Here is a 25,886-nt window from a genome sequence, read left to right on the forward strand (position 1 = left end):
CGCCATCACCGGCGAGCTCCTCCGAGACCTCACCATCGACACCAACACCGACTACCAACCCCGCAAATGACCAAGATCCGAACCCACTCCGTGGGTTCGGATCTTGCAGATGTCCTGAGACATCACATTGTAGCGGGGGCAGGATTTGAACCTGCGACCTCTGGGTTATGAGCCCAGCGAGCTACCGAGCTGCTCCACCCCGCGTCGGTGAATCCAACGTTACGGCATGGGGCGAAACGCCACCAAATCGGGTCCACCGGGCCGGGCCGGCGCCGCCCGGACCGGTGGCCGTGAGGTCGGTCAGTACCCGCGCAGCCGCAGCACCACGCCGCCGTGGTCGGAGGGCCACAGCCCGGTGCCGGGGTCCCGGTCGCCCGGCTTCGTCCCGGTGACCTTGCCCTTGTCGACCGCGAGACCCGAGCCGCGGGCGGTCCGCGCGAAGACCATGTCGATGCGGTGGTCGAAGCCCGCGGCCGTCGGGTCGTCCACGGTCTCGGACAGTCCCGAGGTCCAGCCGTCGGCAGCAGGTGCCCACGTCAGCCACTCGTCGGTGAAGCCGCCCTGCCCGGTGATCAGGTCGTACGCCGCGCTGTGCGGCAGCGTGTCGCCGATCGAGGTGTCGACCGAGTGGTTGAGCGGGTCGGAGTTGCAGTCGCAGACCAGGACCGTCGTGCGGTCCGTGGCCGGCGCTCCCTCGAGCAGCTCGGTGGCCTGCGCGGCGGCGATGTCGGCACTGAACGCCTCGAGGTGGGTGTTGACGAACCGCAGCCGCTTCGAGCCGTCGCGCACGTCGACCCACTCATAGCCGCGGTCGAAGCTGATCGTGCTGCCGGCGACCGGCACCGAGAGGTTCGTGGCGTACACGTGGTCACCATGGCCCGTCACGCGGAGATCGCTGCTCTTCCTCTTCAGGATGACGTCGCGCATCGTGAGCCGCACGTCGCGCGCGTCGGCACCCATGGTCCCGTCGAACGGGCTGCCGGTGAAGCTGGGGCCCTCCACGTCCGCCCGGTTGCCGACCACGACGGGCACGTAGTGCTGCCCGCGCTGTGCGAGCGCGTCGAGCAGTGTCGCGAGGAAGTCGTAGTCGGTGATGTCCGCGTTCGGGACGCCGACCTGGGTCAGCTGCAGCGGGCCGTGCCGCCACCAGGCGACCTCCTGCAGCCCGACCAGGTCCGGGTGCGTCCGCTTGATCTCGTCGGCCAGGAGCCCGGCCCGCACCGGGAAGTTCGTCTGGTCCACGATGGCGCGGGTCGCGTAGGTCGCGTGCGCCAGTGCGAGCAGCACGTCCGTCTGGGTGCCGCCCCCCGCCTGAGCGGCCAGGGCCGCCTGGACCGGCCGGTTGATGTCGGCCCCGAGGTAGAGGTTCCGCGTCATCACCGTGAGCGGCTTGGCCGGGTGGTGGCCGCCCTGCGGCCCGTCGTGCCGTGCGTGGGCCGCGGGCGTCGCGAGCGCGAGGCCCGCCATCAGCAACGCGAGCACCACGAGGACCGGGGATCTCCTCATCGTCCCTCCCAGGGATCGGTCGACAGTCGTGCCCACCACCCTGCGCTCACCGCGGGCGCTCGGCCAGGGACCTTCGTCCCGACGGGACGGCCGGCGCCGTCAGCGGGGAGGGCTGACCCGTGGAGCCGGTGCGGTCCAGCCCTTGCGGAACGCCAGCAGCCGCCAGCCCGAGGCGAGCACGGCGCCCGGCACGACGACGACGGCCGGCCGTACGCCGAGCTCGACGCCGGTCGCGGCGACGGCGGCGCCGGCGAGCGCCGGGATCGCGTAGAGCTCGCCGGACCGCAGCACCACCGGCACCCGTCCGGCGAGCAGGTCGCGGATCACTCCCCCGCCGATGCCCGTGAGCATGCCCAGCGCGGCGGCCGGCGCCGGGCCGAGGCCGTAGTCGTGCGCCTTGAGCGCGCCGGCCACGCAGAACATGCCGAGGCCGGCGGCGTCGAAGACGTTCATGACGCGCTCGAGCCGCTCGACCGCCGGGTGCCAGAGGAACGTCACCAGGCCCGCCCCCGCCGGCACGGCCAGGTAGCGCCAGTCGTCGAGAGCCGGCGGCGGAACGGCGCCGATCAGCACGTCGCGGATGACGCCGCCACCGAGCCCGGTCGCCATCGCCAGGACGACGACTCCGACGATGTCCAGCTGGTTGCGCACCGCGACCAGCCCGCCGGAGATCGCGAACACGAAGATCCCGAGCAGGTCGAGCGCGAGCAGCACCGGACTACCCTCCGCCACCCGAGGTCGGCGATGCCCCCGGTGACTCCGGTGGCGTGGCCGAGTCACGCTGGTCGGCCAGGTTCAGGGCCTCGTTGACGAGCTGCTGCGCCCTCGCCGTCTGGTCGGCGTACTCCTGCAGGTCGCCGTCGGACAGGGCCCGGTCGGCGCGGTCGAAGGCCTCCGACGCCGCGTTCAGCTTCTGCAGGATCTGCTGGTCCAGGGTCAGCTTCGGTCCGTTGCCGTGCTGCCCGTTCCCGTTGTCACCGTTCCCGTTCCCGTTCCCGTTGCCGTTGCCGTTGTTGTCCGGCGGCGGGGTCACGTTCAGGACGTCGGCCAGCGCCTCCTTGAGGTTGCTGCCGATGCCGACGTCGCCGCCGTAGTAGACGATGACGAACTGCAGGATCGGGTACCCGGAGGCGCCGGTCGTCTTGGCGGCGTACACCGGTTCGACGTACACCAGCCCGTTGTCGACGGGCAGGGTGAGCAGGTTGCCGTACCTCGGTGGCGTGCTGCCGTTGATGTAGGGCAGCAGCTTGTCCCGGACCTCGTCGTTCTGCTCCATGTCGTTCGCGACCTGGGCCGGGGCCGGCGTGTTCTCGTCGGTCATCTCGAGCAGCTTGATCTGGCCGAACTCGTCGGACTCCGCGTCGGAGTTGACCGACGCGAACGACGCGACCGTGCTCTTGCCCCGGGGCACGAAGACCGACGTCATCGACCACTGCCCATCGCCGGTGAAGACGCGGTAGGGCGGCTGGAAGGTGTTGCTCACGTTCGGGTCCTCCGCGACCTCCCACTGGTCGTTGCCCTGGAAGAACTGGCCCGGGTCGGTCACGTGGTACTTCGCGAGCTGGTAGCGCTGCACCTTGAACAGGTCCTCGGGGTAGCGCAGGTGCTGCATCAGGTCGTCGGGGATCGCGGACTTCGGCTGCACCGTGCCCGGGAAGACGTCCATCCAGGTCTGCAGGATCGGGTCGGACTCGTCCCAGGCGTAGAGCGTGACCGTGCCGTCGTAGGCGTCGACCGTCGCCTTCACCGCCGAGCGCATGTAGTTGATCTGGTCGGTCGGCACCGTCTGCAGCCCGGTGTTCTTCTGCAGCGAGTCGTCGATCATCGCCGCGAACGACTCCCGCTGCGAGTTCGGGTAGTGGTCCGTCGTCGTGTAGCCGTCGAGGATCCACTCGATGTGGCCGTCGACCACCGCCGGGTAGGGGTCGCCGTCCACGGTCAGCCACGGCGCGACCGCCTCCACCCGCTGGGTGGGATCGCGGTTGTAGAGCACCTTGGAGTTGTCGTTCACGCGCCCCGACAGCAGGAAGTTCGGCTCGCCGAACTTGATGGCGTACATCAGCTGGTTGAACGTGCTGCCGACCGGCACCCCGCCCTTCCCGGCGTACGTCGACGTGGTCGTCTCCTGGCTGCCCTCGGAGCCGCGGTTGAGGTCGAGGCCGAGCTCGACGTCCTTGGCGTCCGGGCTGGACTTGCCGACGATCGAGTACGACGGGCTGTCCTCGCCGAAGTAGATGCCGTTCTGGATCTGGGTGCCGTCGGGGCCCGAGAACAGGTCCGCGTTCTGCGCGAGGCCCTCCGCCCACACGATCCGGTCGTTGTCCTTGTCACCGACCTTGTCGCCGTACGCCGCGATGATGCCCTCGCCGTGCGTGTAGACGGTGTGCAGGTTGGACCAGTTGCGGTCCGAGGGGTTGATGCCGTCCTGGTCGAGCTCGCGCACGCCGAGCACGAGCGGCTGGTCGGTGCCCTCGACGTCGTAGTGGTCGACGTCGAGCACCGGGGGCACCGAGTAGTAGGCGTAGCGCTGCTGGCGCAGGTTGAAGGTCTGGCGCACCTGCTGGGGATCGACCAGGGGGACGCGGGTCAGCTGCCCCGACAGGTCCTCTCCGGCCACCTCGCCGTTGGCCGGCGTACCGCGGAACGGCTCGGACTCGACGTTGTCGATGTCGAACGCCTCGCGGGTCGCCTTGATGTTGGCGCTGATGTAGGAGCTCTCCTTGTCGGCCTCCGACGGCTTGACCTGGAAGGCCTGGACGATGCCCGGCCAGATCATCCCGAGCAGGATCGCCGAGAGCGCGAGCAGGGCGAGTCCGACCGATGGCAGCTGCCAGGTGCGCCGCCAGATGTTGAGGAAGAACAGCACCGCGCAGATCAGCGAGACGCCCATCAGGATGTTGCGGGCGGGCAGCAGCGCGTTCTCGCCGGTGTAGTTCATGCCGGTGAACAGGTCGTGGTCGGAGGTCACCAGGTCGTAGCGGTCGAGGTAGTAGTCGACCGCCTTGGCCAGCACGAAGATGCCGAGCAGCACCGACAGCTGCACCTGGGCGGCGCCGGAGAGGCGGTCGTGCTGCACCTGCAATCGGATGCCGCCGTACAGGTAGTGCACGATCGCGGTGGCGAGCAGCGCGACGACCATCGCCGCCAGCACGTAGTCGACCAGGAAGTGCCACCAGGGCAGGTCGAAGACGTAGAAGCTGATGTCCTTGTGGAAGTAGGCGTCCTTCTGGTCGAAGGAGTGGCCGTGGCGCCACAGCAGGTAGCTGCGCCACTGGCCGATGGCGGAGGTGCCCGCGAAGACGCCGACGACGACCGAGACGCCGATGAGCAGCCAGGTGCGGATCGGGGTGATCGCGTCGCGGTAGCGGTCCACGCTCCCGTCGCCGCCGGGCATGCGGAACAGCGGCCGGAACCGGTAGGCGAGGTGCATGTTGACCCCGACGACCGCGCCCATCAGCACGCCGAACACGAGGAACAGCCCGACCCGGGTCCACAGCATCGTCGACCACACCTCGGTGTAGCCGACCGAGCGGTACCAGAGCCGGTCGGTGTAGACGGCCGCGAACGTCGTGAGCGCGAAGAACCCCAGCAGCAGCACGGCACCGGTGATCACCAGCGCGCGCGCCCGCCGGCCGGGCCGGCGCGGTCCGGGCTGGTCGGCCTCCTCGTCGTCGAACAGCTCGCTCATCGCCCGTCCCCCTCACTCTCCGGCTCGCCGGTGTCGTCGGTGTCGTCGAGAGTGCCGCGGAGCAGCTCGAGGAGCCCCGGCACCAGGTCGCGGCCACCCATCACGGAGGAGTCCTCGTCGTGGTTGCGCAGCCGCACCGCACAGTACGTCGATCCGTGCCGGGTCACCCCGGCGACGATGCGGACCTCCTCGCGGCCCGGGTGCTCGCGCACGAACTCCTCAGCCTCGGCGGGATCCTCGGGCACCTGTCCGTCGGCGGCCGGCGGCAGCACCAGGCGCTCCACCACGGCGGCGCACCCGTGCACCCCGCCGGGCCAGACGATGCTCGGGAGCACGTCCTCCAGCGGCTGGTCGGCGCGCAGCTCCTCCTGCTGGATCGGCGTCAGCGAGCCCTGCTCGCGGGGGGCGTCCAGGCCGAGCGCGGCGGCCAGCTGCGGCTCGTGCGCCACCAGCTGCGCCGTGTCCACCAGCGCGTAGAGCCCCGCCGGCTGGTCCCAGCCCGCGGCGGCGTGGTGCGCCTCGATCTCGAGCACCGCGGCAGCCAGCGCCGGGTCGACGTCCAGGTCGTAGTCCACGAAAGGTCGCTCTCGTTCGCTCAGCAGTGGGGAAGGTCGTCGTCGTGGCCGGACGCGAAGTCCTGGAGCGCGATCCGCGCATCGTGCATGGTGTCGGCCTTGACCAGCTTCAGGTCGGGGTCGAGGCCCTTCACGTCCTCGCAGTTGTCCGGCGGGACGAAGAACAGCTCGACACCCGCGTCGTCGGCGGCGGCGATCTTCTGCTGGATGCCGCCGATCGGTCCGACCGAGCCGTCCGGCTCGATCTCACCGGTGCCGGCGATCGCGTGACCGCCGGTCAGCGAGCCGGGGGTGAGGGTGTCATAGACGGCGAGCGAGAACATCAGGCCCGCGCTGGGCCCGCCGATCGTCGGGTCGACGTTGATGGAGATGTCGAACGGGAACACGTAGCCGATCCCGACGGTGACCCCGATCCGCGGCTCGCCGTCGACCTCCTTCGGCGCGACGTCGACCGTCAGTCGCCGGCCGTCGCGCAGCACCACGAGGTGCACCGGGTCCCCCGCTTGGTGCGAGGTCACCGCGTCGACCACGTCCTGTGCCGAGGTGACCTTCTTGCCGTCGGCCGAGACGAAGATGTCGTGCACCTGCAGCTTCGACGCCGCCGGGAGGCCGTCCGTGACGGCGGCGACCTGGATCCGCTTGGGGACCTGCGTCCCCATCTCCTCCAGCGCCACGGCGATCGCGTTGTCCTGCGAGGTGACCATGTCGACCGCGCCCTGGCTCTCCTCCTCCTGGGCCGTCACGGTCGGCGGGTGAGCGATGTCGTAGGGAATGACGGCGTCGTCGGGGTTCAGCCACTTGGAGAGCGCCTCACCGAGCGTGAGCTTCTCGCCGTACGGCGAGGTGCGCACGGTGGTGAAGCGGAGCTGACCGTCGTCGCGGTAGACGCGGTGCCCGTCGACCTGCACCAGCTCGGAGTCGTTCTGGTCCGTGCCGAGGATGTTGTACGTCGGCCCCGGGCTCTCATAGGCATAGGGCAGCGGCACCGCCAGCGCGACCACCGCCAGCACCAGCAGCAAGGGCGCCGCGATGCACACGGCGATCATGCGCTGGGTCATGGCGCCTACCTTCTCACCTGCGACAAGGCCGTTCGCCGGTGCCCCGGCGCCGTCGGGACGGGCTCAGGACGCCCGGCGGTCGCGCCGCTCGGACTCCGTGGCCGGCTCGTCGCGGCGGGACACGACCACCGGCCGCGCCGCGCGGCGTACGGCGACGCCGGTGCTGGTCTCCGGCGTGCGCCGCGGAGCGGCATAGCCCGGACGCCGCTTGGGCTCGCGGCTCAGCGCCTCACCGAGCCGCCGGGCGGCCGTCTCGCGGTCGACCGCACCGCGGTTCTCGCGACGTGCCGAGCTCAGCCAGCCGACCCACAGCATGGTCGCGACCGTCACGACGGCCGCGGGCACGAGCCACAGCAGGATCTCCACCCCAGGAGCGTAGGTCGCCGGAGCGGCCGGATCGGTCAGGGCGCGCCGACCCATTCCTCCGTGCCGTCGGTGAACAGCTGGTGCTTCCAGATCGGCACCTCGGCCTTGAGGGTGTCGATGAGGGCCCGGCTCGCGTCGAACGAGGACCCACGGTGGCCGGCGGTCGTCGCGACCACGACCGCGAGGTCGCCGATGGCGAGGTCGCCCACCCGGTGCACAGCGGCGACACCACGCACGTCGTAGGACGTCGCGACCTTCTCGCAGACCTCACGCAGCCGGTCGAGCGCCGAAGGGTGCGCGGAGTAGGACAACCCGGTCACGCCCAGGCCGTGGTCGTGGTCGCGCACCCGGCCGACGAACAGCACCAGCCCGCCGGCGCCGGGGTCGTCCAGGCTCGCCACCACGTCGTCGACCGACAGCGGCTGGTCCGAGATGGCGGCCATGCGGACCGCGGGGTGGCTCATGTCGCAGAGACTAAACCCGCGGTGGCATGGGGCCGCGGCGTAGTTTTGGGGCATGAGCGACGAGCCGGTCAGTGGCGGCGGTCCCGAGGACCCCAACCCGTTCAAGGGCACGCCCTTCGAGAACCTCTTCAAGGGGGCGGCGGGAGGTGCGGGCGGCTTCGACCTGTCCCAGCTGTTCGGGCAGCTGCAGTCGATGCTGCAGCCGCACGAGGGCCCGCTGAACTGGAAGGTCGCCGACGACCTGGCCCGCGCCGCCATCGCCCAGGAGGCCGACCCCTCCCCCACCTCGCGGGACGCGAGCCGGGTCGCGGACGCCATCCAGCTGGCCGACCACTGGCTCGACGTCGTCACCGGCTTCCCGTCCGGTGTCTCGACGACCGCGGCCTGGAGCCGCGCGGAGTGGCTGGTGGAGACACGGCCGGTCTGGAAGGTGCTCGTCGAGCCGGTCGCCGCGACGTCGGTGACCGGGCTCGCCGGCGCGCTGCCGGACGAGATCCGCGCGCAGGCCGGGCCGTTCCTCGGCATCGTCGGGCAGGCCGTCGGCGCACTGATGGCGCACCAGGTCGGCCAGGGCCTCGGCGCTCTCGCCGGCGAAGTGCTCACCGCGTCCGACATCGGGCTGCCGCTCGGAGCGCCCGGCAAGGCCGCGCTCGTGATGAGCAACGTCCGCACGTTCGGCGAGGGGCTCGGTGTCAGCGATGACGACGTGATCCTCTACCTCGCCCTGCGCGAGGCCGCCCACCAGCGGCTCTTCGCCCACGTCCCGTGGCTGCGGGAGCACCTGATCGGCGCGGTGACCGACTACGCCCAGGGCCTGGAGATCAACGCCGAGCAGATCCAGCAGCGCGTCCAGGAGCAGCTCAGCGGCATCGACCCCACCAACCCCGAGGCGATGCAGAGCCTGCTCGAGGGCGGTCTGTTCGACCCGCCGAACTCCCCGCGCCAGGCGGCGGCGCTGTCCCGGCTCGAGATCGCCCTCGCGCTGGTCGAGGGCTGGGTCGACGAGGTGGTCAGCGAGGCGACCGCCGAGCGGATGCCGGCCGCTGCCCAGCTGCGCGAGGCCGTACGGCGCCGCCGGGCCGCCGGCGGGCCGGCGGAGCAGACGTTCGCCGCCCTCGTCGGTCTCGAGCTCCGGCCGCGCCGGCTCCGCGACGCGTCCACCCTCTGGGGCGGCCTGCGCGCCCGGGCCGGCGCCGAGGCCCGCGACGGCGTCTGGATGCACCCCGACCTGCTGCCGACCGCCGCGGACCTCGACGACCCGCTGTCCTTCCGCTCCGAGGCCACCGCTCCCGACGACCTCTCGGAGGAGGAGTTCGACGCCGAGCTGCGCAAGCTCCTCGAGGGGCCCGACTCCCCCGAGGACCCGGGCTCGCCGGAGCCCGGGTCGCCAGGGGAGGAATGAGCCTCCACGAGGACGCCCTCGCGTCGCTGGCGACGTGGGCGGCGCCCGACGACGAGCAGGAGGACCTGCGGGTCAAGTTCGTGCGCCACCTGCACAACACGCCCGACGGGATGTGGCGCTCGTCGTACCCCCGGCACATCACCGCGGGTGCCCTGGTCATCGACCCCAGCGGCGACCGGGTCCTGCTGAACCTGCACGGGAAGGCCAAGCGCTGGGTCGCGTTCGGCGGGCACTGCGAGCGGGCGGATGTCTCGCTCGCCAACGTCGCCCGCCGCGAGGCCCGCGAGGAGTCCGGGATCATCGGCCTCGAGCTCGTGCCGTCCCCCGCCCAGCTCGACATCCACCCGGTGCCGTTCTGCGACCCGCGCGGCGAGGTGCTCCACCTCGACGTCCGGTACGTCGCGATCGCTCCGCCGGGCAGCGAGGAGGTCGTCAGCGAGGAGTCGCTCGACGTCCGCTGGTGGCCCGTCGACGGCCTGCCGGAGCTCGAGCCGAGCATGGTCCACCTCGTGGGCCTGGCCCGCGACCTGGTCGCCGCCCGGCGCTAGGTCGCCGCTAGTCCGCGTCGACCGGCAGGTCCTCCTCCGACGGAGGCGGCGGCAGCCTGGCCGCCTCCGACCACCCGAGCAGGTAGCCCTTCGCCTTCTCCGCCTGCGGGTAGTGCGCCACCCACGCCCAGAACGCCGTGGTGTGCGCCGGCTCGAGCAGGTGCGCCAGCTCGTGCACGATCACGTAGTCGAGCACCCATCCGGGCATCTGCTGCAGCCGCTCGGAGAGCCGGATGGTCCGGTCCCCCGGCGTGCACGAGCCCCACCGTGCCCGCTGGTTGGCGACCCAGGACACCGACACGGGGTCGGCGAGCCCACCGAGGTAGGAGTCGTTGAGGAGGCGCGCCCGGCGCAGCAGGTCCTCGTCGGTGAGCGAGGCCTTGCGCTCACGCCGCTCGATCCGGGCGATCATCGTGCGCACCCAGCTGCGCTCCTCGGAGCGGCTCAGGTTGTCCGGCATCAGCACGACGATCTTCTCGCCCTCGCGGTAGGCGGAGACCGTACGGCGACGCCGCCGCGAGCGGCGGATCTCCACCGGCGGCCCCGCCGCCTCCTTCGCCATGGAGAAAACCTAAGGCTTCGCCCACTCCAGGAGCCGCTCCCGCGGCCAGGTGTTGACGATCCGGTCCGGGTCGATGCCGGCCTCCTCCGCGCGCTCGCAGCCGAGCACCTGGAAGTCCAGCTGACCCGGTGCGTGGGCGTCGCTGTCGATGGAGAACAGGCAGCCGATGTCGCCCGCCAGCCCCAGCAGGTCGGTGGGCGGGTCGCGCCGCTCCGGCCGCGCGTTGATCTCGACGGCCACGTCGTTCTCGGCACACGCCTCGAAGACGGCCCGCGCGTCGAACCGGGACTGGGGCCGGGTGCCGCGGTTGCCCTTCACCAGCCGGCCGGTGCAGTGGCCCAGCACGTTGGTGAACGGGTTGCGGACCGCCGCGACCATCCGCCGGGTCATCGCGTCCGGCTCCATGGCGAGCTTGGAGTGCACGCTGGCGACGCGCACGTCCAGCCGGCCGAGCATCTCCTCGGTCTGGTCGAGCCCGCCGTCGTCGAGGATGTCGACCTCGATGCCGCGCAGCAGCCGGAACCCGTCCGCGCCGGCCGCAGCGAGGTGCTCGTTGACCGCCGCCACGACGTCGAGCTGGCGGGCGAGCCGCTCGGCGCTCAGGCCGCGGGCGACCTTGAGCCGCGGCGAGTGGTCGGTGAGCACCAGGTAGTCGTGGCCGAGCTCGATGGCCGTCATCGCCATCTCCTCGATCGGCGAGCCGCCGTCCGACCAGTCGGAGTGGGTGTGCAGGTCGCCGCGCAACGCCCCGCGCAGGGTCATCCCGGCGCCGCCGGCGGTGAGCGGGTCGCCGTACTCCTCCTCGAGCTCGAGCAGCCGGGTCGGCACCTGGCCCGCGAGCGCCTGGGCGATCACCTTCGCGGTGCTGGCACCGACGCCCGGCAGGTCGGTCAGGGTGCCGGCGGCCGCCGCCGCCTCGAGCTCCTCCTGCGGCAAGGGAAGGATCGCCGACGCCGCACCGCGGAAGGCGCGGACCTTGTAGGTGTCGGCACGGCCGCGCTCCAGGAGGAACGCGATCCGGCGCAGCGCGCCGACCGGCGTCGGGACATCGTCCTCGGTCACCGAATTTCCTCCTGGGAATTTCTTGTCCACAGCCGGTGGACGAACCTGTGCACTGCGTCCCGGCAGGTCACGCCCACGGTACGGCGCCCGCCCGACACCCCGCGTCGCAGGTTCGCTCCACAGCTGATCCCCCGCGTGCGACGCGTCCTCCACCGGTCCGGCGGTTCATCCACAACACTGTCCACAACCCTGTCCACAAGGCAGGTCCGCGCCGGATTGACCCACCGGTCCGGCCTCCCTAGCGTTGCGTCCCAGACGAGGCCTCCGGCCCGCACCCGCCGTTCGCAAGGGGAAGGCAAGCGACGGGATCCTGCGGACCGGGGGCCTCGCTGCGTCATGATTCGTCAACGTCCGCGGAACTCCGGAGGGCGCTTCTCCTGCGCGGCACGGATGCCCTCCTGCAGGTCCTCGGTGGCCAGGGTGACCGGCTGGGCCAGCGCCTCCCAGTCCAGGCAGGCGTCGATGCTCGCGTGCCCGCGCTGCAGGGCGGTCTTGGTGAGCCGGCTGGCGATCGGGGCGGTGCCGGCCACGCCGGCCGCGGTGTCGAGCACCGTCGCGCGGAAGTCGTCCGGGTCGATCACACGGGACACCAGCCCCAGCCCGAGCGCCTCGTCGGCGTCGACCAGACGGCCGGTCAGCAGCAGGTCCCGCGCCGCCGCGGGGCCGACGACGTCGGGCAGGAGGTACGTCGTCGCCATCCCCGGGTGCATGCCGAGCTTGAGGAACGGCACGCCCATGCGCGCGCCGCGGGCGGCGTACCGGATGTCGCACGCGAGCGCGAGCGCCAGCCCCGCACCGATCGCGGGTCCGTTGATCGCCGCGATCGTCGGCACCTCGAGCCGGCGGATCGACAGCCAGGCCCGGTAGAACGGCAGCATCCGCTCCCGCAGCCGCGCCGGCGTCGCGTCCGGCTCCGAGGCGATCCAGGACGTGTTGCCACCCGAGCAGAACGCGCTACCCTCCCCCGTCACGACGACCACGCGCACCGTCGGATCGCCGGCCAGGTGGTCGATCGCGCGCACCCAGGACGCCGTCATCTCCTCGCTCATCGCGTTGCGCATCCCCGGGTCGTCGAGGACCAGCAGGACCACTCCGGGGGCCGGTCGCTCGAGTCGCAGCGATCGGAGCCCGGAAACGCCGGATTCAGACATGCGGGGGACGGTACAGCGACTTCGAGGCCGCGTGCCGTAGGGTCAAGTTGGTTCGGTGTTCCGACGCCGGCCCCGACGGGCTTCCCCCCTGCTTGCGAAAGAGGCAGTCCCCCCGTCGCGACGACCGAACAACCGAAAAGCAAGGAGGCCGTCATGGCGGAGACCTGGAGCGGCGAGTTCTACTGCGTGAAGTGCAAGGCCAAGCGCGAAGCCGAGGGCGAGGTCAAGGTGAACGACAAGGGCACCCGGATGGCGAAGGCCGTCTGCCCCGTGTGCGGCACCAACCTCAACCGGATTCTCGGCAAGGCCTGACGTACCGCTGTACGCAGACCCTGCGCGGGCGGCCCCACCACGGTGGAGCCGCCCGCGGCTCTTTTGTGGAGGGAGGCCCCTGTGGATCGTGCCGGCAACGGCCCGCGGTCCCGTGCCACCCTCGCAGCGTGACCAGCGTCCACGCTCCGACCACGGTTCTCCGCCTCCGTCCCGGCTTCCCGGTCCTGCGCCGGGACGCGGGCTCCCTGCAGGTGGGATGCCACCGGCCGTGGGCGGTCAGGCTGCCGGACCGGCCGTCGGTGCGAGAGCTCCTCGCCGGCCTCGAGGCCGGCACTCCTGCGGAGCACCTCGACCACGACGCCCGGCTGGCCCTCGACCGGCTCCTGGCGCGCGGCCTGGTCGTGCTCGGTACGCCGGACGCGACCACAGCCCCTCGGCCCGCCGAGCTGCTCCTGTCGGTGACGACGCCCGCCGCCGCCGTGAGGCCCGACGCACGACGGCGATCGGCGTCCTGGCCGAACCCGCTGCGGCGGCCGGGCTGCAGGAGCTGCTCGAGGTCGCGGGATTGACGGTCGACGAGGAGGCCGCGGGGACGTGGCTGGTGCTCGCCGCCGGGCCGGCCCGCCGCAGCCTGGTCGACCCGCTGGTGCAGGCCGGTGTCCCCCACCTGCTCGTCGAGGGTGTGGGCCCGCGTCGGCGGGTCGGGCCGTTCGTCCTCCCGGGCCGCACGGCATGCGTGCGATGCGTCGACGCGCACGAGTCGGAGGACGATCCGCGCCTCCCGTTCCTGGTCGAGCAGGCCGCACAGCGGGAGGTGGCGTCCCCGCCCGTCGACCCGGTGCTCGACCTGCTGGCGCTCTCGTGGGCGGTCCGGGATCTCACCCGCTACGTCGAGGGCGACGAGCCGAGCACCTGGTCGGCGACGGTCGAGATCGGTGCCACGGAGGCGCCGGCGGTGACACGTTGGCTGCGGCACCCGGAGTGCGGCTGCGCGTGGGACACGATGCTGCACCTGCCCTGAGGCTCGGACGAGCCCGTCACCAGTGCTCGCTGTCGAGCTTCCCCTCCATCGCTCGCAGGTGCTCCCGCGAGCAGATGTCACAGAACCGGCGGACCCTGCCGTTCTCGAGTGCCGTGCTCCACGTCAGCGGGGTGTCCTCGCCGTCGGGCGAGGGGCGTCCGCAGTAGTCGCAGCTGACCGGCACCCCACCAGCATCGCACCGGGCTCCTCGCTGGTCGCGAAAAATGGACTGCGGCCGGCCCGACGATGTCGGACCGGCCGCAGTTTCCGATAAGTCACCCGCGATCAGGTGCGTGACTCTCCCTGGGATCTCACCGGGGAGAGGAGGATTCACTTCTGGACTGATCTGCTCCGATGCTCAGAGCGCGCGAGCAAGAGCGAGACGCGCCTGCTGCGCGGCACGCTCAGCCTGACGGCTGAGGTGCCGAGCGCGGGCCGCAGCACGAGCTGCCTTGGCCTCGCGCTTGAGGTGCGCCTCTCCCAGGCGCGCGGACATCTGCGCGCGCGCCAGGTCTTCATGCATGGTGTTCATGTGGTTTCTCCGGTTCTTGGGATCGTGCTGGGTGGAAAGAGGGTCGAGGATCGGTTGCCGGGCGCCTCGGTCAGGCGGCCGCGTCCTTGCGGGGACGGCCTCGGGGTCGCTTGCGGGGGATCACCGCTCCTGAGAGGAACAGCTCACCGCCCCAGACACCCCAGGGCTCGCGCCGCTCGAGCGCGCCTGCCAGGCACATCTCCTGCACCGGGCAGTCCTTGCACAGCGCCTTGGCGAACTCCACGTCGGTCGGGGACTCGGCGAACCACAGCTCGGGGTCGTTGACCCGGCAGGGCAGCCTGTCTTCCTCCACGAAGCTCGCCTCGTCGTGCAACGAGGACAGCGTCGGCTCGAGAACACTGGTCGTCATCTCTTTCACCTCCTCTTCTGACCTGATCGCGTTGGTTGACTCATCGGTGTTTGCCTGGGATTCGAGTCCGCGGTCTCGGTGACTCCGGAGAGAAACACAAAGGCCGCGGATCCCGGTTTCGGGTTCCGCGGCCTGGAGGCTGCTGATCTGACGTCTCATGTCAGAGTGGCGGACTCCAGGCGGGAGAACCCTGGGCGGCGGTCGGCGTGGCGAAGCCGAGGTGGCCCATGCCGATGCCGGCGGTGCGCTCGCGCTTGACCACGACGGTCGCGTCGACGGCGTCCCAGGCTGCGAACACACGGGTGCCCTGGACATCGGTCCGGAGGGCAGAGGTGGCGCACGGGAGCGCGACGAGCGCGGCGGTGGACGCAGCGAACGCGATCGCGTCGTTCGGCTGGTTCATGTAGATCTCCATCAGTGCCACCTCCTTCAGGTGCTCGTGCGCCGGCCTTGTCAGGGCCGTGGTGCGCGGGGTTTGCCGTGTGCTCCGCAGGCTATCGGGATTGTCATGTAAGGGGCAAACCATTTTCTGACTTATTTCAAAGGTTTTCTGCCACGAGCCCGAGAACGGCCTCGCCGTAGCGCTCGAGCTTGTTCGGGCCGACCCCGTTGATCCGGCCGAGGGCGCCGGCGTCGGCCGGCTTGTGCTCGGCGATCAGCTCCAGCGTCGCGTCGGTGAAGACGACGTACGCCGGTAGTGGCTTGCCGTCCTCGCCGGCCTCGCGGGCGGTCTCCAGCCGCCAGGCCTTGAGCCGGTCGAAGAGCGCCTCGTCGTAGCGCACGGGGTGCTCCGCACAGCGGCCGCGCTTCTTCTCGGCGGGCGTGGTCAGCGGCTGGTGGCACTCGCGGCAGCGGGCGACGCGCGCGCGGCTGCGCAGCCGCTCGGGCTGCTGGGACTCCGGGAGCAACGGGCGCAGGAACGGCGAGGGCTGGCGGCGGGGCGCCTGCCCCGGGTTGCGTGCCGCCGCCCACGAGATCGAGAGGTCGGTGCGCGCGCGGGTCATGCCGACGTAGAGGAGCCGCCGCTCCTCCTCGATGCCCGCGGGGTCGGCCTGTGCGTAGGTGATGGGGAGGGTGCCGTCCTGGACGCCGCAGCAGAACACCGCGTCCCACTCCAGCCCCTTCGCCGCGTGGAACGTCGCGAGCGTGACGCCGTCGGCGGTCGGCGCGTGCTGCTCGGTCGCGCGGCGGTCGAGCTCGTCGACGAAGCCGTTGAGCGACGCCTCGATCCCCTGCTCCTCCGCGAACTCCTCCGCCTGGTTCGCGAGCGCCTGCCACGACTCCCAGCGGTCGCGGACCTGCCCGCGGACCGAGGGTGCCTCCTCGGTCCAGCCCATGCCGCCGAGGACGGAGCGCACCACCGTGAGCCACGGCTCGTCGGCCCCCTGCCCCGAGCGCGCCGCGCCGCGGAGCCGGGTCACCGCCTCGCGCACCTCCGGGCGGTCGAAGAACCGGGCCGCGCCGCGCAGGACGTAGGGGATGCCGCGGTCGGCGAGCGCGTCCTCGAACGTCTCGGACTGGGCGTTGATCCGGAACAGCACGGCCATCTCGCCGTACGCCGTCCCGCGGCGGTGCAGCCGCAGGATCTGGTCGGCGACCTGCGCGGCCTCCGCGACCTCGTCCGGGTGCCCGCCGTAGCCCACGGCCGACCCGGCGGCCTGCTGCGACCGCAGCTCGACGCCGGCGCTCGGCGTGCCGGCCAGCAGCTTGTTGGCGGCCTCGACCACCTGCGGGGTGGAGCGGTAGTTGCGGACCAGCTCGATCGAGGTCGTGCCCTCGTAGCGCTGGGGGAAGTCCAGGAGGTAGGACGACTGCGCGCCCGCGAAGGAGTAGATCGTCTGGGCCGGGTCGCCCACCACGCACAGCTCGTCGCGGCCGCCGAGCCAGAGGTCGAGGAGCGCGGACTGCAGTGGCGAGACGTCCTGGAACTCGTCGACGACGAACCACTTGTACTGCCGGCGCACCTGGGCCGCGACCCGCTCGTCGGAGGCGAGCACCCCGGCGGTCAGCAGCAGCACGTCCTCCATGTCCATCCGGCCCTGCTCGCGCTTGACCTCCTCGTAGGCCGCGAACACCTTGCCGACCACGTCCGGCGCCTGGTCGGCGACCGAGCGCCCGCGCTGCTGCGCGACCCGGGCGTAGTCGTCCGCGCCGACGTTGCTCACCTTGGCCCACTCAATCTCCGAGGCCAGGTCGCGCAGCAGCGCCTGGTCGGCCGCGAGGCCGAGCCGGCGGCAGGCGCCGGCGATCATCCCGAGCTTGGACTCGGTCAGCTGCGGAAGCTCGGTGCCGTGGACGTGCGGCCAGAAGTAGCGCAGCTGCCTCAGCGCGGCGCTGTGGAACGTCCGCGCCTGCACGCCGGGCGCACCGAGCTGGCGGAGCCGCTGGCGGAGCTCGCCGGCCGCGCGGGTGGTGAAGGTGACCGCGAGCACCTCGGTCGGCACGTAGAGGCCGCTGTGCACGCCGTGCGCGATCCGGTGGGTGATCGCCCTGGTCTTGCCGGTGCCCGCCCCCGCGAGCACGCGCACCGGCCCGCGCAGGGTCTCCGCGACCTGGCGCTGCTCCGGGTCGAGCCCGGCGAGCAGCGCCTCGACACCTCGGGCGGTGGACGCGGTGGTCATCGGTGGGGCAACTCCCTCGGGAACAGGCGGGTGCGGCGCACGGTTAGATGAAGACCAACGTAGGCGACCCCCCAGACACAACAAGCACGGAGGTTCGGGACCCGATGAGCGCGTTCACGATGTACACCACCACCTGGTGCGGCTACTGCCGCCGGCTGAAGAGCCAGCTGGACCGTGAGGGCATCGCCTTCGACATCGTCGACATCGAGCAGCAGCCCGGAGCGGCCGAGATCGTCGAGTCCGCCAACGACGGCAACCAGACCGTCCCGACCCTGGTCTACGCCGACGGCACCGCGCAGACGAACCCCTCGATCGCCCAGGTCAAGGCGAAGCTCGAGGAGCTCGCCGCCTGAGCGAGGCGCTCACCAGCTGCCGGGCAGCGGGCCGCCGTACCAGCTCTCGACGAGCGAGCGGCTGATCGAGACCCCGCCGGGCAGCACCAGCGACCCGGACTCGGCTCCCTCGCGCATCTGCTCGCGGGTGAACCAACGCGCGTCCTCGACGTCGGCGTCGTCGAGGCGGATGTCCTCGGTCTCGGCGCGGGCGTGGAACCCGAGCATCAGGCTGCTCGGCAGCGGCCACGGCTGGTTGCCGAAGTAGGTCACCTCCCCCACCCGGACGCCGCTCTCCTCGAAGACCTCCCGCCGGACGGCGTCCTCGAGCGTCTCGCCCGGCTCGCAGAACCCGGCGAGCGTCGAGTAGCGGCCCTCGGGCCAGCTCGGGTGGCGTCCGAGCAGGCAGCGCTCCTGAGGACTGCCGGGCTCCCCGGCGGCCACCAGCATGATCACCGCGGGATCCGATCGCGGGAACTGCGGCTTGCCGCAGTCCTGGCAGACCAGCTCGTGGCCGGCCGCGCGGGCGACCAGCCGGCCGCCGCAGCGCGGGCAGAACCTCGTCGCCCAGTGCCACTCCGCCAGCCCCAGCGCGTGGAAGACCAGCGGTGCATGAGCGCGGTCCCCGGAGAGAACCGGCAGCAACCCGCGCAGCGGGAGCCATGCCTCCTTCTCCGCGGCCGCCTGCTCCGGTCCGGTGATGACGGCCCAGTACGTCGTCCCGTCGCGCTCGCCCAGCAGCACCCGCAGGCCGTCCGGCGCCTTGGCCGTCGGCAGCCAATCGAGCGCGCCGCCGACGGGCCGGACCCGCGTCCCGGACACCACCAGCACCAGAGCGTCCGGGGCGTCCCAGCGCTCCTCCAGCCAGCCCTCGTCGGTGCGCATCAGCCCGAGCCGGTCGTGCGGGTCGCGGGCCAGGTCCAGGTGCGGATAGGTCACGACACCGAGGCTAGTGACTGCGACCATGAGGCATGGACGCAGAGGAGCTCCGGGCCCGCCAGGCGCCGCTCAAGGAGAAGTACAAGGCCGATCCGGCGACCGCGCTCGTCACCTCGCGGGCCACCGGTGACCACCGCGATCCCGGGATCACGACGACCGTCGACGGGTGGGCCGGTCCGGTGCGCGCGGGTCAGCACCCCGCCACCGGCGGCGACGGCAGCGACGCCTGCTCGGCCGACCTGCTGATGGAGGCGCTGCTGGGCTGCGCCGGCGTCACGTTCCGCGCGGTCACGACAGCGATGGGCGTGCGCACCGACGACGTCGAGCTGACCGCCGAGTGCACGTGGGACGCCCGCGGCACCCTCGGGCTCGATCGCGAGGTGCCGGTCGGCATCGGCGACGTCGTCGTCACGATCACGGTCGACACCGACGCCGACGACGCCCGGCTGGAGCGCATCGCGACCTCGACCGAGCGCTACTGCGTCGTCGGCCAGAGCCTCGCGCAGCCGCCGGCCATCAGGGTCGTCCGTCGGTCGCCGACAGGGTGAGCAGACCCTCGACCTGGTCCCGGCCCGGCAGGTCCCCGGGCTCGACCAGCTCGCCGGACCGCACGTAGTAGAACGCCGCACGCACCCGCTCCACCGGCACCCCCTGCAGCTCGGCCCACGCGAGCCGGTAGAGGGCGAGCTGCAACGGGTCGGCGTTCTGCCGGGCGCTGGTCTTCCAGTCGACCACCAGGTAGCCGTCGTCCTCGGCGTAGACGGCGTCGATGCGGCCGCGGACCACCTGGCCGCGCAGCACGAGTGCGAACGGCGCCTCCACCGCCAGCGGCACCCGCGTGCCGAACGGGCCGGCCTCGAAGGTCGAGATCAGCTCCTTGAGCTCCGACTCCTCCGCGACGTCGTCGAGGCCGGCGTCGGCGCGGCCCTCGAGCTCGTCGGGGTCGAACAGGCTGAGCTGCTGGGGCTGGCCGAACCTGGTCTCGACCCACGCGTGGAACCGGGTGCCGAACCGAGCCGCCGGCGCCGGCGGCCGCGGCATCGGGCGCGCGAGGTCGCGTGCGAACGCCTCCGGGTCGTCGCGCAGGCGGGCGAGGGCCGTCGCGGAGACCGACGTCGGCATCGGCACGGCGATGTCGCTGCTCCGCTCGGCACGCGCCTCGGCGAGCAGCCGGTCGAGCTCGGCGTCCCACTCCGCCACCCGGGCGGACTCGACGAGGTCGAGCTCGGGCTCGGGGGCAGACAGGTCCGCCGCCCGCACCAGCGCGGCAGCCGCGAGACGCCGGGCGGCCTCGGCGCCCACGCCCTCCACGGGCCAGGGCCGGGACTGGTCGACGGCGTCAACCGGGTTCACCGCGCCCTTCTCCGGCTTGTCCAGCCACTCCACCGGCTCACCCCACTCCTCGCAGAGCTCGCGGATCTGCACCTGGAAGGCCGACGGCCCGTAGGGCGTCTTCCGCGTGCTCCACAGGAACGAGGTGACCCACAGGACGTGGGCGGGCCGCGTGAAGGCGACGTAGCCGAGCCGCAGCTCCTCCTCGGCCTCGTGGTCGCGGGTCGCGACGCGGTAGGCGTCGAGGGCCGCCTTGTCGTAGCCCTGCAGCTGCGGCAGGTCGGGTGCGTCGCCCCGCAACGGCGCCGGCAGCACCGGCGGAGAGGACGTCCAGAGCGAACGCCCCTGGGTGCTCGGGAACCGGCCCTCCCCCACGCCGACGCAGAAGACCGTGTGCCACTCCAGGCCCTTGGACCGGTGCACCGTCAAGAGCTTGACCGAGTCGGCCTCCGACGGCGTGGCCACCTCGAGCCCGTTGCCCGCCTCGTCCTCGGCCGTCAGCCACGCGATCAGCGCGGGCAGGGTGACATCGCCGTCGACGGCCTGGAAGTCGGCGACCGCCTTGACGAAGAGGTCGAGGTTGTCGCGACGCGCTGCGGCTGCGGGGCTGACCGACGACGCGAGCTCGACGTCGACGCCGGTGACGTCGACGATGCGCCGGACCAGGTCGAGCAGCGGCTCGCCGACCGAGGTCCGCAGCAGCCGGAGCTCGTCGCGCAGCAGCCGGAAGCGCTCGAGCGCCTCGGTCGAGTAGTCGGCATCCCCGGGATCGGCGAGCGCGTCGTCGAGGCACGGGATCTCGGCAGGGTCGATCCCGTCGGCGATGCCGACCAGCTGCTCGTGCAGGGTGTCGAGGGTGAGGTCGCGGCCGCCGCGCCCCGCGATCTCGAACGCCCGGTCGCCCAGCAGCTTGAGGTCGCGCGGACCGATCGCCCACCGCGGTCCGGCGAGCAGGCTCAGCAGGGAGGCGTTGTCCGTGACGTCCTGGACCAGCTTGAGGGTCGCGACCACCGTCGCGATCTCCGGCAGCCGCACGAGGCCGGACAGCCCGACGATCTCGACCGGGACGCCGGCGCCCGTCAGGGCGTCGAAGACGGCCTCGCCGTGCTGGTTGTCGCGGCTCAGCACCGCGATCTCCGACCACGGGACCCCGCGCTGGTGGGTCGCCCCGACCTCCGCCGCGAGCCAGGCGAGCTCGTCGGTGTGGGTCTCGAACACCCGCACCCGCACCGAGCCCGGGGCGGCCGAGCCGTGCCGGAGCGGCGCGACCCGGTCGGCGTACTTCCGCATCAACGGCGCCGCGAGCCGGTTGGCGGTGTCGAGGATCCGGGTGTCCGAACGACGGTTGATGGTGAGGGGCAGGACCGGGACCTCGCCGCTCTGCGCCGGGAACACCTCGGGGAAGTTGAGGATGTTGGACACCGAGGCACCGCGCCAGCCGTAGATCGCCTGGTTGGGGTCGCCGACCGCCATCACCGGGTGGCCCTCCCCGAACAACCGCGCGAGCAACCGCGCCTGGGCGACGGACGTGTCCTGGTACTCGTCGAGCAGCACCACCTTGAACCGGTCGCGCTCGATCCTGCCGACCTCGGGTTGCTCCTCGGCCAGGCGCGCGCAGAGCGCGATCTGGTCGCTGAAGTCCATCAGGCCGAGGTCGTGCTTGAGCCGACGGTAGGACGCCACCAGGCCCAGCAGCTCGGCCCGCTTGTCGATCACGTCGATCGCCTTCTGGCAGGCGGCGCAGTAGGTCTTGCGGGCCTTGTCGGCGAGCTCGGCGGCCTGGGCACGCAGGAAGGACGCGCGCTCGGCGAGGTCGAGCTCGAGCACCTGGTCGGGCTCGACGAGGTGCTCGCTCATCGCGCCGTCGAGCGCGAGCAGGTTCTGGATGACGGTCGGCGGGTGGTCGGAGAGCTTCTCGATCGGGCCGTCGTAGCGGTCGACGGCCCGCGCGCCGAGCTGGTAGCGCGCGGCGTCGGTGATCACGCGGGTGTCGGGCTCGTGACCGATCCGCAGGCCGTGGTCGGTGAGCAGGCTCGCGGCGTAGGCGTTGTAGGTCGCCACCGTCGGCTCGAGCACCTCCTCCTCGTCGGTGGTCGAGGAGGTCGCGCAGCGACCGTCACGAGGCCTCGCGCGCAGGTCGAGCACGCCCGCCGCCGTCAGCGCGGTGCGGACCCGCTGCCGCAGCTCGGCCGCGGCCTTCGTGGTGAAGGTCAGGCCGAGGATCTCCTCGGGCCGCACCTGCCCGGTCAGGACGAGGTAGACGACGCGGGCCGCCATCAGCGTGGTCTTCCCCGACCCCGCACCCGCGATGACGACGGCCGGCGCCAGCGGCGCGGTGACCGCGGTCCACTGCTCCTCACTCACCGGGAAGTCCGCCTTCATCAGGCGCTGCAGGTCGGCCGGCGTGTCGATGCCGGTGGTCGAGGAGGTCGCGAGGCGACCCTCACGAGGCCCGCTCACTGGTCCACCACCGAGCCCGCGCTCTTGGCGGGGCACAGCGCGACGAAACCGCACGAACGGCAGTGCTCCCCCGGGGTGGCGGGGAACCGCTCCTCGCGCAGCAGCCGGGCGGTGTGGGCGATCCGCGCGCGCAGCCCGCGGCGCTCGTCACCGCCGTCGACGTGCGGCGGCTGCTGCTGGACCGTCACGCCGGCGGAGCCGTCCTCGAGGCCGAGCTGCACCAGCTCGGCACCGCCGCTGCGCAGCTCGGTGAGCTCCTCCTCCGGGCGGTCGAGCGCGCCCGCGTCCACGGCGTACTGGTAGAGCGCCAGCTGCACGTGCTCGCGCACCTGCGGCCCCGACGGCGCGGTCCGACCGGTCTTCAGGTCGACGACCACGACGTTGCCCTCGGCGTCGAGCTCGACGCGGTCGGCGTAGCCGTTGATCCGGACCTGCGAGCCGTCGTCCATCGTGATGACGGTCGCGAACCTGGCCTCGATCGCGAGCAGCCGGCGGGGGTTGCCGGCGTGCCACTCCAGGTAGCGCTCGAGCGCCGCGCGCACCCGGGCGTGCTCGCGCTGCTTGGACCACGGCGTGCGGAAGTCGAGCCGGTCCCACACCTTCGCCACCGCGGCCATCAGCGCCTCCACGTCGGCGGGCGCCGAGCCGTCCGCCACGCGCTCGGCCAGCGCGTGCACGATCAGGCCGAGGTTGGCCGACTGGTGCTGGCGTTGGACGCCGCGCGCCTCTCCCTCCAGGAACCACTTCGTCGGGCACGTCGCGATCGCGTCGAGCAGGCTCGCCGAGACGGCCACGGGGGCGTCGGCCTGACGGATCGGACGCACCGACCGGCTGGCGGCGCGCGTGCCCCACCAGGTGGCCGGGTCTGCCGCGGGCACGAGCGGCCGGGTGCCGGCCTGCTCGGACGCGAGCCGGGCCAGACGTCGGGCTGCCGCGTGCCGCAGGCCCTCGGGTGCCTCCGGATCGGCGGCCGTGCGGCGCAGCTCGGCGACCAGGCCGCTCATCGACAACGGCCGGGCGGGCCGGCCGACGACGTGACGGATCTGGTCGCTCGTCGGCACCAGCTCCTCGAGGAAGCGGGAGGGCTGCTCGCCCTCGTCGTCCGGTGACCTCACCGCCGTGACGACCAGCCGCTCCCGCGCGCGGGTGCACGCGACGTAGAACAGCCGGCGCTCCTCGGCCAGCAGCTCGCGCGCCGTCAGCGCGGGCACGATGCCGTCGGACCCGATCCGGTCCGCCTGGAGCAGCGAGGAGCGCCGGCGCAGGTCGGGCCAGCCGCCGTCCTGCACGTGCGCCACCACGACCAGCCGCCACTCCAGACCCTTGCTGCGGTGCGCCGTCAGCAGGCGTACGGCGGCGCCACGCGCTCCCCGCTCCGCCAGGGTGTCGGCCGGGATCTCCTGCTGCACGAGCGACTCGAGGAACGGCGTGACCCCGAGGTGCTCGCGCCGCTCACCGGCGCGAGCCGCCACGTCGAACAGGGCACACACGGAGTCGAGGTCGCGGTGCGCGCGCCGCGCCGACCCGCCACCGGCCTCGACGGAGCGGCGCAGTCGCTGCGGCCAGCCCGTGCCGGACCAGAGCGTCCAGAGCAGGTCCTCGGCGCTCGCGCCGGCGTCGAGCTCGGCCCGGACCCGCTGCAGGAGCTCGGCCAGTGCCCGCGCCCGGTCGATCTCGGGGCCCTCGAGGCCGGCCAGCAGGCCCGGCTCGAGCACGGCCAGCCGCACGAGCTCGCGGGAGGACCGCGGGGTGCCCTGGGTCGCCTGGGCGACGTCCTTCTCGCGGACCCGGAGCTGTCGCGCGAGCCGTCGCACGTCACCGGCGTCGAGCCCCCCGAGCGGGCCCGTCAGCAGCGCCTCGGCGCGGCCCGCGTCGACGTAGCCGACCTGCTCGTGGTCGGTGACCTCGGCGTTGACGACCGCCCGGAGCGCGTCGAGCAGCGGCAGCACGGCAGGGTCGCGGACCAGCGGGACCTCGTCGCGGGCCACCTCGACCGGGACGCCGGCAGCCCCGAGCGCCCGCCGCAGCGGGCCGATGCTCGCCTTCCCGGAGCGCACGAGCACGGCCATGTCGTCCCAGGCGACGCCGTCCTCCAGGTGCGCGCGCCGGAGCACGTCGGCGAGATGGTCCGCCTCGGCGCGCTCGGTGTCGAAGGTGGCGACGTGCACCGTGCCGTCGCCGTGGGCCCCGGGCTCGGTCCGAGGGGCGAGGAACGCCTCCCGCGCGGCCTCGTCGATCGTCCCCGGGAGGCCGATCCGGCCGGCGACCCGCTGCGAGGCCGCGAGGATCCGCTTCCCGAACCTGCGGGTCGTGCGCAGGGCGACCACGCCGCTCGGAGTGCCGTCGGAGGTCGGGAAGGCGGTGGGGAACTCGAGGATCCCGCGCACGTCGGCCCCGCGGAAGCCGTAGATCGACTGGTGGGGGTCGCCCACCGCGACCAGGTCGCGGCCGTCGCCGGCGATCGCGCGCAGCAGCGCGACCTGGCCTGGGTCGGTGTCCTGGTACTCGTCGACGAACACGTGCCGGAGCTCCGCGCGCAGCTCGCCGCGGTGGACCTCGGCCTCGATCCGCGCCCGCCGGATCAGGTCGGCGTAGTCGGTCGCACCCTGGCTGTCGAGGGAGGTGAGGTACTGCTCGAGGAACAGCCCTGCGGCGACGTACTCCGCGACTCCCTCGGCCTCCCCGAGCCTGCGCAGGTCCTCCCCGTCCAGCCCCTTCTCCCGGGCGCGCGCGAGCACCGCATGGACCTCCCGCGCGAACCCGCGGGTGCCCAGCGCGTGGCGGAACCGGTCAGGCCAGCGCACCGACTCGGGGTGGTCGGCGAGCAGCTCGCGCAGCACGACGTCCTGCTCCGGGGCCGACAGCAGGCGCAGCGGGCCTTCGTAGAGCTCGGCAGGCGCGTAGCGCCGGACGAGGGAGTAGGCGAAGGAGTGGAACGTGGAGCTGAGCTGCGTGGCGGTGGTCCGCCCGAGCCGAGCGGTGACCCGGTCGCGCAGCTGCTCGGCGGCCTTGCGGGAGAAGGTGAGGGCGAGCACCTGGCGCGGGTCCGCCCCGCGCCGCTCGATCCGGTCGACGATGGCCTCGACCAGGGTCGTGGTCTTGCCGGTGCCCGGCCCGGCCAGCACCAGCAAGGGGCCGCCGGCGTGGTCCACGACCCGTTGCTGGTCCTCGTCGAGCCGCGGCGCCGCGGTCGCGGCGGGCGGCGGGGCCAGGTGGTAGTGCGTCGCTGTCATGTCGTCGCCCACTCAACCAGCCGCCCCCGACGCAAACAGCCGGGACCGGAAATGGCGAGAGGCCCTCGTTGGTATGAGCAACAAGGGCCTCTCAGGTTGACCGGTACTGGTGACGCTCCCGGTCGATCACCCGTCGGCTCCGATCCCGCGAGCCACGCCACCTGGCCCACGCGGCGGCGTCCCCTTGCGGGGCCGACCGGCCGTTCGGATCCTCGCCTTCCGGAGAGATCCCGCTCTCCCGGAGGAGCGCGTGGGAGCAGTTCTATGCCCGCCGCGGGGAGCCGCGCAAGAGGTTCACCGAAGGTTTTTCCCGCCGTTCTGCCGCGTCGGCGTGTCGTCCACATCGCAGCCCGCTGTGTCCACAGGAAGGCCCCGGTCCTCCACAAACTGT

At 72.5% G+C, this 25,886-nt stretch carries 25 protein-coding genes and 1 tRNA gene; 7 read left to right on the plus strand and 19 right to left on the minus strand.

Features of this window, described 5'->3' with window-relative positions; translation table 11 throughout:
• Positions 1-130: 130 nt before the first annotated feature.
• From ABD709_RS20045 to ABD709_RS20080, 8 genes are all read right to left on the minus strand, one after another.
• Positions 131-204, minus strand: a tRNA-Met gene (locus ABD709_RS20045).
• A 96-nt stretch (positions 205-300) separates the two neighbouring features.
• Positions 301-1,506, minus strand: a complete 1,206-nt coding sequence (locus ABD709_RS20050; protein WP_344778813.1) for an exonuclease/endonuclease/phosphatase family protein — start codon at positions 1,504-1,506, stop codon at positions 301-303.
• A gap of 99 nt (positions 1,507-1,605) precedes the next feature.
• On the minus strand, positions 1,606-2,220 hold the full coding sequence (locus ABD709_RS20055; RefSeq protein ID WP_344778815.1) for a trimeric intracellular cation channel family protein: 615 nt from the start codon (positions 2,218-2,220) through the stop codon (positions 1,606-1,608).
• A 4-nt stretch (positions 2,221-2,224) separates the two neighbouring features.
• Positions 2,225-5,194, minus strand: a complete 2,970-nt coding sequence (locus ABD709_RS20060) for a UPF0182 family membrane protein (RefSeq protein ID WP_344778817.1) — start codon at positions 5,192-5,194, stop codon at positions 2,225-2,227.
• Positions 5,191-5,769, minus strand: a complete 579-nt coding sequence (locus ABD709_RS20065) for a PPA1309 family protein (RefSeq protein ID WP_344778819.1) — start codon at positions 5,767-5,769, stop codon at positions 5,191-5,193. Before ABD709_RS20065 ends, ABD709_RS20060 begins: the two co-directional genes overlap by 4 nt.
• 20 nt (positions 5,770-5,789) lie before the next feature.
• Positions 5,790-6,827 (minus strand): YlbL family protein, encoded by a 1,038-nt coding sequence (locus ABD709_RS20070; RefSeq protein ID WP_344778821.1) that lies wholly within the window; start codon positions 6,825-6,827, stop codon positions 5,790-5,792.
• A gap of 63 nt (positions 6,828-6,890) precedes the next feature.
• Positions 6,891-7,193, minus strand: a complete 303-nt coding sequence (locus ABD709_RS20075) for a hypothetical protein (RefSeq protein ID WP_344778823.1) — start codon at positions 7,191-7,193, stop codon at positions 6,891-6,893.
• 35 nt (positions 7,194-7,228) lie between these two features.
• Positions 7,229-7,657 carry a molybdenum cofactor biosynthesis protein MoaE gene (locus ABD709_RS20080; protein WP_344778825.1) on the minus strand — a complete coding sequence of 143 codons (429 nt, stop codon included), beginning with the start codon at positions 7,655-7,657 and terminating at the stop codon, positions 7,229-7,231.
• A 52-nt stretch (positions 7,658-7,709) separates the two neighbouring features.
• On the opposite strand from ABD709_RS20080, the gene ABD709_RS20085 reads away from it, so the two are divergent.
• Together ABD709_RS20085 and ABD709_RS20090 are read left to right on the plus strand one after the other, a co-directional pair.
• A complete protein-coding gene (locus ABD709_RS20085; RefSeq protein WP_344778827.1) occupies positions 7,710-9,059 on the plus strand; it encodes a zinc-dependent metalloprotease in 1,350 nt (449 codons plus the stop codon).
• Positions 9,056-9,607, plus strand: a complete 552-nt coding sequence (locus ABD709_RS20090) for an NUDIX hydrolase (RefSeq protein ID WP_344778829.1) — start codon at positions 9,056-9,058, stop codon at positions 9,605-9,607. The genes ABD709_RS20085 and ABD709_RS20090 overlap by 4 nt, the downstream gene beginning before the upstream one ends.
• A gap of 7 nt (positions 9,608-9,614) precedes the next feature.
• Here the strand turns inward: ABD709_RS20090 and ABD709_RS20095 are convergent, their stop codons facing one another.
• From ABD709_RS20095 to ABD709_RS20105, 3 genes are all read right to left on the minus strand, one after another.
• Complete coding sequence (locus tag ABD709_RS20095) at positions 9,615-10,169, minus strand: M48 metallopeptidase family protein (RefSeq protein ID WP_344778831.1); 555 nt, start codon at positions 10,167-10,169, stop codon at positions 9,615-9,617.
• 9 nt (positions 10,170-10,178) lie between these two features.
• Entirely contained in the window at positions 10,179-11,231 is a 1,053-nt protein-coding gene (locus tag ABD709_RS20100) for a PHP domain-containing protein (protein ID WP_344778833.1), read from the minus strand.
• Between the two features lie 344 nt (positions 11,232-11,575).
• Positions 11,576-12,382: an enoyl-CoA hydratase/isomerase family protein gene (locus ABD709_RS20105; RefSeq protein ID WP_344778835.1), complete on the minus strand. Its 807-nt coding sequence runs from the start codon at positions 12,380-12,382 to the stop codon at positions 11,576-11,578.
• 153 nt (positions 12,383-12,535) lie between these two features.
• On the opposite strand from ABD709_RS20105, the gene ABD709_RS20110 reads away from it, so the two are divergent.
• From ABD709_RS20110 to ABD709_RS20120, 3 genes are all read left to right on the plus strand, one after another.
• A complete protein-coding gene (locus tag ABD709_RS20110) occupies positions 12,536-12,694 on the plus strand; it encodes a DUF5679 domain-containing protein (RefSeq protein WP_344778837.1) in 159 nt (52 codons plus the stop codon).
• 128 nt (positions 12,695-12,822) lie between these two features.
• Positions 12,823-13,224, plus strand: a complete 402-nt coding sequence (locus tag ABD709_RS20115) for a hypothetical protein (RefSeq protein WP_344778839.1) — start codon at positions 12,823-12,825, stop codon at positions 13,222-13,224.
• Positions 13,221-13,676, plus strand: a complete 456-nt coding sequence (locus ABD709_RS20120; protein ID WP_344778841.1) for a hypothetical protein — start codon at positions 13,221-13,223, stop codon at positions 13,674-13,676. Before ABD709_RS20115 ends, ABD709_RS20120 begins: the two co-directional genes overlap by 4 nt.
• 16 nt (positions 13,677-13,692) lie before the next feature.
• Here ABD709_RS20120 and ABD709_RS20125 read toward each other — a convergent pair whose 3' ends face one another.
• The 5 genes from ABD709_RS20125 to ABD709_RS20145 all read right to left on the minus strand — a co-directional run bounded on the left by ABD709_RS20125 (position 13,693) and on the right by ABD709_RS20145 (position 17,199).
• Entirely contained in the window at positions 13,693-13,860 is a 168-nt protein-coding gene (locus ABD709_RS20125; protein WP_344778844.1) for a hypothetical protein, read from the minus strand.
• Between the two features lie 174 nt (positions 13,861-14,034).
• The gene (locus tag ABD709_RS20130) at positions 14,035-14,208 is read right to left on the minus strand and encodes a hypothetical protein (RefSeq protein WP_344778845.1); all 174 of its coding nucleotides are present in this window, start codon (positions 14,206-14,208) and stop codon (positions 14,035-14,037) included.
• 70 nt (positions 14,209-14,278) lie between these two features.
• Positions 14,279-14,578 carry a WhiB family transcriptional regulator gene (locus ABD709_RS20135; protein ID WP_344778847.1) on the minus strand — a complete coding sequence of 100 codons (300 nt, stop codon included), beginning with the start codon at positions 14,576-14,578 and terminating at the stop codon, positions 14,279-14,281.
• 160 nt (positions 14,579-14,738) lie between these two features.
• Positions 14,739-14,993: a hypothetical protein gene (locus tag ABD709_RS20140; RefSeq protein ID WP_344778849.1), complete on the minus strand. Its 255-nt coding sequence runs from the start codon at positions 14,991-14,993 to the stop codon at positions 14,739-14,741.
• 124 nt (positions 14,994-15,117) lie between these two features.
• Entirely contained in the window at positions 15,118-17,199 is a 2,082-nt protein-coding gene (locus ABD709_RS20145) for an ATP-dependent DNA helicase UvrD2 (protein WP_344778851.1), read from the minus strand.
• 104 nt (positions 17,200-17,303) lie between these two features.
• Between ABD709_RS20145 and ABD709_RS20150 the strand changes: the two genes are divergently transcribed.
• Complete coding sequence (locus ABD709_RS20150) at positions 17,304-17,552, plus strand: mycoredoxin (protein ID WP_344778853.1); 249 nt, start codon at positions 17,304-17,306, stop codon at positions 17,550-17,552.
• A 9-nt stretch (positions 17,553-17,561) separates the two neighbouring features.
• Here ABD709_RS20150 and nudC read toward each other — a convergent pair whose 3' ends face one another.
• On the minus strand, positions 17,562-18,470 hold the full coding sequence (nudC, locus tag ABD709_RS20155) for an NAD(+) diphosphatase (RefSeq protein WP_344778855.1): 909 nt from the start codon (positions 18,468-18,470) through the stop codon (positions 17,562-17,564).
• Positions 18,471-18,502: 32 nt separating this feature from the next.
• On the opposite strand from nudC, the gene ABD709_RS20160 reads away from it, so the two are divergent.
• Entirely contained in the window at positions 18,503-19,018 is a 516-nt protein-coding gene (locus ABD709_RS20160) for an OsmC family protein (protein WP_344778856.1), read from the plus strand.
• On the opposite strand, the gene ABD709_RS20165 is transcribed toward ABD709_RS20160, so the two are convergent.
• Both ABD709_RS20165 and ABD709_RS20170 read right to left on the minus strand, forming a co-directional pair.
• Complete coding sequence (locus ABD709_RS20165) at positions 18,987-22,262, minus strand: ATP-dependent DNA helicase (protein WP_344778857.1); 3,276 nt, start codon at positions 22,260-22,262, stop codon at positions 18,987-18,989. The two genes, ABD709_RS20160 and ABD709_RS20165, sit on opposite strands and share 32 nt — an antisense overlap.
• Complete coding sequence (locus ABD709_RS20170) at positions 22,259-25,495, minus strand: ATP-dependent helicase (protein ID WP_344778858.1); 3,237 nt, start codon at positions 25,493-25,495, stop codon at positions 22,259-22,261. The genes ABD709_RS20165 and ABD709_RS20170 overlap by 4 nt, the downstream gene beginning before the upstream one ends.
• Between the last annotated feature and the right edge of the window lie 391 nt (positions 25,496-25,886).

This window comes from Nocardioides panacisoli (assembly GCF_039537325.1).
GTDB classification, from domain to species: domain Bacteria; phylum Actinomycetota; class Actinomycetes; order Propionibacteriales; family Nocardioidaceae; genus Nocardioides; species Nocardioides panacisoli.

Excerpts from the sequence above, each read along its gene's own strand:
- ABD709_RS20050 (WP_344778813.1), bottom strand. The coding sequence starts at position 1,506 with ATGAGGAGATCCCCGGTCCTCGTGGTGCTCGCGTTGCTGATGGCGGGC.
- ABD709_RS20060 (WP_344778817.1), bottom strand. The coding sequence starts at position 5,194 with ATGAGCGAGCTGTTCGACGACGAGGAGGCCGACCAGCCCGGACCGCGC.
- ABD709_RS20070 (WP_344778821.1), bottom strand. The coding sequence starts at position 6,827 with ATGACCCAGCGCATGATCGCCGTGTGCATCGCGGCGCCCTTGCTGCTG.
- ABD709_RS20080 (WP_344778825.1), bottom strand. The coding sequence starts at position 7,657 with ATGAGCCACCCCGCGGTCCGCATGGCCGCCATCTCGGACCAGCCGCTG.
- ABD709_RS20085 (WP_344778827.1), top strand. The coding sequence starts at position 7,710 with ATGAGCGACGAGCCGGTCAGTGGCGGCGGTCCCGAGGACCCCAACCCG.
- ABD709_RS20090 (WP_344778829.1), top strand. The coding sequence starts at position 9,056 with ATGAGCCTCCACGAGGACGCCCTCGCGTCGCTGGCGACGTGGGCGGCG.
- ABD709_RS20095 (WP_344778831.1), bottom strand. The coding sequence starts at position 10,169 with ATGGCGAAGGAGGCGGCGGGGCCGCCGGTGGAGATCCGCCGCTCGCGG.
- ABD709_RS20105 (WP_344778835.1), bottom strand. The coding sequence starts at position 12,382 with ATGTCTGAATCCGGCGTTTCCGGGCTCCGATCGCTGCGACTCGAGCGA.
- ABD709_RS20110 (WP_344778837.1), top strand. The coding sequence starts at position 12,536 with ATGGCGGAGACCTGGAGCGGCGAGTTCTACTGCGTGAAGTGCAAGGCC.
- ABD709_RS20130 (WP_344778845.1), bottom strand. The coding sequence starts at position 14,208 with ATGAACACCATGCATGAAGACCTGGCGCGCGCGCAGATGTCCGCGCGC.
- ABD709_RS20135 (WP_344778847.1), bottom strand. The coding sequence starts at position 14,578 with ATGACGACCAGTGTTCTCGAGCCGACGCTGTCCTCGTTGCACGACGAG.
- ABD709_RS20140 (WP_344778849.1), bottom strand. The coding sequence starts at position 14,993 with ATGGAGATCTACATGAACCAGCCGAACGACGCGATCGCGTTCGCTGCG.
- ABD709_RS20145 (WP_344778851.1), bottom strand. The coding sequence starts at position 17,199 with ATGACCACCGCGTCCACCGCCCGAGGTGTCGAGGCGCTGCTCGCCGGG.
- ABD709_RS20150 (WP_344778853.1), top strand. The coding sequence starts at position 17,304 with ATGAGCGCGTTCACGATGTACACCACCACCTGGTGCGGCTACTGCCGC.
- ABD709_RS20160 (WP_344778856.1), top strand. The coding sequence starts at position 18,503 with ATGGACGCAGAGGAGCTCCGGGCCCGCCAGGCGCCGCTCAAGGAGAAG.
- ABD709_RS20170 (WP_344778858.1), bottom strand. The coding sequence starts at position 25,495 with ATGACAGCGACGCACTACCACCTGGCCCCGCCGCCCGCCGCGACCGCG.